Here is a 6,180-nt window from a genome sequence, read left to right as displayed (position 1 = left end):
CAGTGCTGCAATATTGGAAATTTCTTCGTTAGAAAAAGATTTCCAGTATTAGGTCATATTTCGTTAGCTATGAGGGCTTTCTTTATTTTAGAGAAAATTAGAATCGATAAAAAGATTACTTGGTATGAGTTTAGAAGAGAACTAAATCGAATAGCCGTTGGGAATGCCATAATCTCTTTATGTAAAGAAACTGGTTTATTGTTAATCTAAGTATTTAAATGTATTTGCGAAAGTCCTACAACTATCAGGTTTTTCCTAAGTTTACCAATATATTCCATTCCCAATTCTTTAGATTCCTTCATAATTTTCTTTGTCGTTACAAAAGTGTCTCCTACGACCGTCCCGATATCTATATGAGTTAAGAATCTAATAATTTCGATGAATATGTCTGTGGATTTTTTGCCAAGTGGTTTTATTGTAGTGTAAATCGAATATATCCCTTTTTCGTGATAAATACAGCAGTTTATCTGCTCTTGATATGGTTTGCTATGTCTTTCGATGTAGTTATATCGAATATTGCAACCATAACCTTTTTTACTCCATCTCCTTAGTAGCGTTGAATCGATTATTGCAGTGTATTTAAATCTATTGTCATCAAAATATCGAGAAGGTTGGATAGTTGAGTATACAACAAAACTCATTTTCTGATAGTTTTTGTAGGTTTTTAACGATAGTCGTTCTGTGAATTCCCGAGACATACTCTGAAAATGCTTTGATAGTTTTATTGGCGTTAGTGTTCTAACCTGTGCGAACTTAGATAACTCCTCCGAACAGTTAAATCCTAAACTATTTATAGAATTAGTGAGTATATTATTAAGTGCTGCTAGCATGGAGGTTTCACCGTTTTTTAACGAGTTATTTAAGTACTACCTATTTCTATTTTTGGTCTTAATTTTAATAGTGTTAAATCACACTATCAGTAACTTAAAATAAAAAATAGAATTAAGGTGATTAACATCCATCCTACAAAAAAACTAAGGGGAACAAAATCAAAACTTCTAGAGAACAAAAAGATTGTAGTTGGAGTTACGTCTTCAATTGCAGCGATAGAGACCCCAAAGTTGATGAGGGAACTTATAAGGCATGGAGCAGAGGTTTATTGTATCATCACTGAAGAGGTTAAAAAGATCGTTGGTAGAGATGCATTGACGTTTGGATGTGGTAATGAGGTTATGGAAGCGATAACTGGAAATATTGAGCATGTTGCTTTGTATGATGAATGTGACGCGATGATCATATATCCTGCAACTGCCAACATTATAAGTAAGATAGCATTGAATATTGCTGATAATATTGTAAATACAACTGCAATGGTGTTTTTGGAAAAAAAACCATTGTTTATTGTCCCAGCGATGCACGAGAATATGTTTGATGCGGTAAAAGAACATATCGAAAAATTAAAATTAAAGAAAAAGACTTACTTAATATCTCCAAAAATGGAAGAAGAAAAAGCAAAAGTAGCATCAATAGAGGATGTCGTAGGATTTGTTATTGAAAAAATTGGAAATAAAATGGATAAGAAGGTTTTAATATTGAATGGAGGAACTGCAGAGTTTATTGATAAAGTTAGGGTTATAAGTAACCTTTCCTCTGGAAAAATGGGGATTGCATTGGCAGAGGCATTTTGCAAGGAAGGTTTTGAGGTTGAGGCTATAAATGCACTCGGTTTAACGCCCCCATACTATATAAAAACGCATAAGGTTTTAACTGCAGAGGAGATGTTAAATAAGGCATTGGAGATTGGAAAGGACGCAGATATTATTATCTCATGTGCGGCAATCTCCGATTATAAACCAAAAAACACATCAGATAAAAAAATAAGTTCTGAAAATGAGGAATTAACAATAAAATTAAAAAGAAATCCAAAGGTATTGGAAGAATTGAGGAAGGTATTTAAGGATAAAATAATTATCGGATTCAAGTCAGAATATGGGGTAGAGGAAGAAGAACTAATAGAAAAAGCAAAGGACAGGATGGAAAAATACAACTTGGATATGGTAATAGCGAACGATTTATCAAAGCACTACTTTGGGGATGATTATAATGAGGTTGTTATCATAAGTAAAAACAATTTAATCAAAAAAATTAGTGGCAAAAAAACGGAAATTGCTAAAGAAATCGTGGACGAAGTTAAAAAACTATACCCAAAGAATGTTGAGACGTTTGGAATTTAAACGAATGTAAATTTTGTGTGGAAGTATGAAATACAGGAGAACGCTTAAAAGAGCAAAAAGAATAGCACTTGAAAGAATAGAGATATTAATGAATCTTGCAGAAGAAGAGGCAAAAAAAGGAAATTGGAATAGAGTAAAGAGATACGTGTCATTAGCGAGGAGAATTGCAATGAAAGTTAGGGTTAGATTTCCAAAAAAATGGAAAAGAAGGATTTGCAGAAGATGTAACACCATACTATTATATGGAAAAAACGCAAGAGTTAGGGTTAAGAGTAAGTGCTATCCACATGTTGTTATAACCTGCTTAGAATGCGGTAGAATTTACAGAATACCTATGATAAGAGAGAAAAAAGAAAAAAGAAAGAACAAATAATAATTTTAATTATTCCCCAATCATTCCTTTAACTATAATCTCTATTGCCTCATCCTCATCCAATCCCTTTGCCATTAGAGTTTCTACTTGCTTTTTATCTACACTACCAATTGCCGCCTCATGGGTAATTCTTGCCCTATCGTCCCTAACAACAACAATTGGAATTGATTCAACTGTTGCATCCCCTTTAATAACTTCTGCACAGTCTATATGCCCTTTACAGTAAGGGGCATTGCCCTCTATCTTTAACTTTAATGTCACCTCTGAGTTATCCTTTGCCGCCCCCCTGCTTTTTATTATGCATCTTCCTTCCTTTCCATTTAATTTTACAGTTTCGTTGATTATAACCTTGTCATCCTCCACTGCATAGGTTTTTGTTGTTATATCAACAACCCCATTCTTCTCCACAACGACATCAGTATCAATCTCCAAAAACCCTATTCTACCTTTTGTTAGGGTTAATTCAGATATATAGACTCCCCCTTCCTTAACAGTTGCTCTTACTGTTGGTTTTACTAAAATCCCCCCAGTTTCTCCATGGAAATGAATCTCCTTATATACAAATTTTGCGTTCTTCCCAATAGTTATTTTTCCATCCATTATGTGCTTTACATTCTTTGCCTTTGGGAATGAACAATGAGACATTAGGGTTATCTCACTATTATCTTCCAAAATTATCTCAACATCAATTATCTGATCTGCAACTTCCTCTGTCACTCCAAAGCACATATGCATGGGTGTTTCAAATTTATACCCCTCCTTTACAATAACCTTTGCTACAATTCTTCCATCTACAACCTTCCCATCCAATACAATCCCTTCTGCAGCCTTAACTCCTAAAATTTTATTTTCTTTAACTATCATCCTCGGGCCTTTTCCATGAACGAGTTCTTCTGGATTTCCATTGGTTAACTTATATGCCTCTAAAATTTCTTTAAGGTCTTTGTCCATAATTTCACCCAAATACGAATTTTATTTGCTACCTTCCTCAATTTCCTTTTTTATTGATGGTACTTTTATCAGACACTTTCCGCATTCTTTTTTATAATACTCTCCAACATCTTTTGGATCCCCAGTTTTAATGATTTTTCCATCGCAAAGCAAAGATGCCTTATCAGCACAGTTTGTAATCTCTTCCCTGTGGGTAATTACCAAAACTGATGAGCCATTTTTCTTTAAATGTTTAAAGAGTTTCGTTATTTCATCCAAAGAAACGATATCAATCCCGCTATCTGGCTCATCTAAAATTGCCAAATCTGGCTCCATGCATAAAATTGATGCCAATTCAATCCTCTTCCTCTCTCCACCACTCAAACTATCATCAACAAATCTATTCAAATAAGTATTAGGGCAAAGATTAACAAATTCCAATGCCTTGTATATCTTCTCCTCATCATATTCTCTCATTCCAAGAGATAGGTATTGCTTAACTGTAATTCCCTCAAATCTTGCCGGTTCTTGCCATGCTAAAGTCATTCCCATTCTTGCCCTTTCAGTTATTGATTTATCAATAATATTCACTCCCTTAAATATAATTTCTCCTTTTACCGGATCATAACCACTACAACCCATTAAGGCATAAGATAAGGTTGATTTTCCAGCCCCATTTGGTCCTACAACAGCATGAATTTCATTTTCTCCAATTTCTAAATTTAGTCCCTTTAATATCATTCGATCTCCTCTCTTAAGATACAAATCTTTGATAACCAAAAGCATATTTTCACCTAAAATTAAATTATTGCATCAAATTCAAAAGTATATTGCCGATGATTAATACAACGACTCTAATATACACTGCAAATATTATATACTTAACGGAGTTACATAAATTCAATACCTATTTAAACTATAAAAACATGCAGGATTATGCAGCAGAAACAATTTTTATTATATCTCCATGTTTTAATTCATAGTCTGCCCCAATTCTCATCTTTTTCCTTGCATCAACGGCATAGATAAACTTCTCTCCAATCTCAGTGTGTATTTTATATGCCAATTCTTTTGCAGTAGTTCCTTTTTTAACTAAAAATGCATCTGGTAAAACATTACCTTTTTTATCGCAGAATTTGTTTTCATCCTCAACTGGATAAACAACAATCATATTGAGCAAATCAAAATAAGCCCTATTTATGCATTCTTGAATCCCCGTCCCCCCATAGGTTTTTAAGAATTCTTTTATGTAGTTGAAGGCATTTTTTTGTTGCTCATTTAATTTACCCTCATCTATTATTTCAAAATCATTCCCATTATACTTTATCAAACCTGCTTTTTCTGCCCTCCTTAAAGCAAGTTCTATCTCGGCAGATGTTGGAATAACTATATGGTCTTTAAATTCCTTCTTTAACCTTTCAATATTTTCTTTTGCATCTGGATGATCTGCCTTATTTGCCGCTATTATCATTGGTTTTGATATTTTTCTCAATTTTTTTGATAAATTTAATAAATCCTCATCAGTCCATTTTATTGGGCTTTCATCCAAATCTTTTATAGATACCCTTACATCTTCCTCAGTAATGTTCAAACCACTCAACTGATCTGCAAGAACTTTGACGATATTTTTTTCCTGCTGTGCCCTTCTTGCTAATCTATCCCAATTTTTGGTTAATATTCCATAAATCCACATATCTATCTCATTAAGCAAAAATTTAACATCCTCAACAGGGTCGTGGTTTTCTGTTGGATTCCCTTCTAAGTCAGTTTTTCCACTTGCATCTACAACCAAAATAAATGCATCTGCCTGCCTCAAATCATCTAAAAACTTATTACCCATACCTTTTCCTTCATGTGCTCCTGGAACAAGCCCAGCGACATCGATAATCTCTACTGGAATGTATCTTTTCCCATCAATGCATTTGGAGTTTTGTGGATTACATTTTACTCCCAATTCCTTACATGGGCAATCTGTTATCACATAAGATGTCCCAATGTTTGGGTCGATGGTTGTGAAGGGATAATTTGCTATATCGACAATTTTTTCTGTCATTGCATTAAACATGGTTGATTTTCCTACGTTAGGTTTTCCCACGAGTCCCAAGATTGCCATAACTACCACCATAAGTGTTTTTATATATAAATGCTAAACATGTTTGAATAAACAATTTAGTATCAATTTATGAATTTTGTTGTTTATATTCAGGTGAAATTTCTGAAAGAATATAAATAAACGTAAATTTCAAATAAAACTAAATTTATACTTTTAGTGTTATGAAGGACGTGATCATTTAAATGCAAGCGACTATATTATTTCCGAATAATATTTATACTAAAAATTACCATAACTACCTTTTATAAATATCACATTAGGGATAAATATCAAGGATTTGTCCAACGAAAGAGATAGAACTAATTTATTATTTATAATTTTGTCTGGAGGTGAGATAATGGTATCAGAAAAGATAAAACAAGTTCTTGATGATGTTCATGCACAACTTAAAAGAGATGGTAAATATATCGAACTTGTAAGCACTGTTGAATACTTAATAGAACTTGTTGAACCTTCAAAAAGGAACATGTTTAAAGAGGCACTGGAAAACGCAGAAACTATTGAGGATGTTAACGAATTAATAAAAGCATTGAAATTGCAGATTGGGGCTCAGGGGGCAAAGAAATATGCCTTAACACAATTATAAATAT

At 33.2% G+C, this 6,180-nt stretch carries 7 protein-coding genes and 1 pseudogene; 4 read left to right on the top strand and 4 right to left on the bottom strand.

The window, feature by feature from the left end; translation table 11 throughout:
* A pseudogene (locus tag METFODRAFT_RS10120) lies at positions 1-210 on the top strand (IS701 family transposase); the annotation flags it as partial.
* Here METFODRAFT_RS10120 and METFODRAFT_RS10885 read toward each other — a convergent pair.
* Positions 207-830, bottom strand: coding sequence for a hypothetical protein (locus METFODRAFT_RS10885; protein WP_007044560.1), 624 nt, complete (start codon positions 828-830; stop codon positions 207-209). The pseudogene METFODRAFT_RS10120 and the gene METFODRAFT_RS10885 sit on opposite strands and share 4 nt — an antisense overlap.
* Before the next feature lie 126 nt (positions 831-956).
* Here METFODRAFT_RS10885 and coaBC point away from each other — a divergent pair, with 126 nt between their 5' ends.
* Both coaBC and METFODRAFT_RS05460 read left to right on the top strand, forming a co-directional pair.
* Entirely contained in the window at positions 957-2,174 is a 1,218-nt protein-coding gene (gene coaBC / locus METFODRAFT_RS05465) for a bifunctional phosphopantothenoylcysteine decarboxylase/phosphopantothenate--cysteine ligase CoaBC (RefSeq protein WP_048115629.1), read from the top strand.
* Between the two features lie 25 nt (positions 2,175-2,199).
* Positions 2,200-2,547: a ribonuclease P protein component 4 gene (locus tag METFODRAFT_RS05460; RefSeq protein WP_007044558.1), complete on the top strand. Its 348-nt coding sequence runs from the start codon at positions 2,200-2,202 to the stop codon at positions 2,545-2,547.
* A gap of 9 nt (positions 2,548-2,556) precedes the next feature.
* Here the strand turns inward: METFODRAFT_RS05460 and METFODRAFT_RS05455 are convergent, their stop codons facing one another.
* The 3 genes from METFODRAFT_RS05455 to METFODRAFT_RS05445 all read right to left on the bottom strand — a co-directional run bounded on the left by METFODRAFT_RS05455 (position 2,557) and on the right by METFODRAFT_RS05445 (position 5,590).
* Positions 2,557-3,498 (bottom strand): SufB/SufD family protein, encoded by a 942-nt coding sequence (locus METFODRAFT_RS05455; protein ID WP_007044557.1) that lies wholly within the window; start codon positions 3,496-3,498, stop codon positions 2,557-2,559.
* A gap of 21 nt (positions 3,499-3,519) precedes the next feature.
* Positions 3,520-4,263 (bottom strand): ABC transporter ATP-binding protein, encoded by a 744-nt coding sequence (locus METFODRAFT_RS05450; protein WP_007044556.1) that lies wholly within the window; start codon positions 4,261-4,263, stop codon positions 3,520-3,522.
* 148 nt (positions 4,264-4,411) lie between these two features.
* A complete protein-coding gene (locus METFODRAFT_RS05445; RefSeq protein ID WP_007044555.1) occupies positions 4,412-5,590 on the bottom strand; it encodes a redox-regulated ATPase YchF in 1,179 nt (392 codons plus the stop codon).
* 337 nt (positions 5,591-5,927) lie between these two features.
* On the opposite strand from METFODRAFT_RS05445, the gene METFODRAFT_RS05440 reads away from it, so the two are divergent.
* Complete coding sequence (locus METFODRAFT_RS05440) at positions 5,928-6,176, top strand: hypothetical protein (protein WP_007044554.1); 249 nt, start codon at positions 5,928-5,930, stop codon at positions 6,174-6,176.
* Positions 6,177-6,180: the final 4 nt, after the last annotated feature.

This window comes from Methanotorris formicicus Mc-S-70, from assembly GCF_000243455.1.
Taxonomy (GTDB): Archaea; AGJL01; Methanococci; order Methanococcales; family Methanococcaceae; genus Methanotorris; species Methanotorris formicicus.
This window is presented reverse-complemented; position numbering and strand designations above follow the sequence as displayed.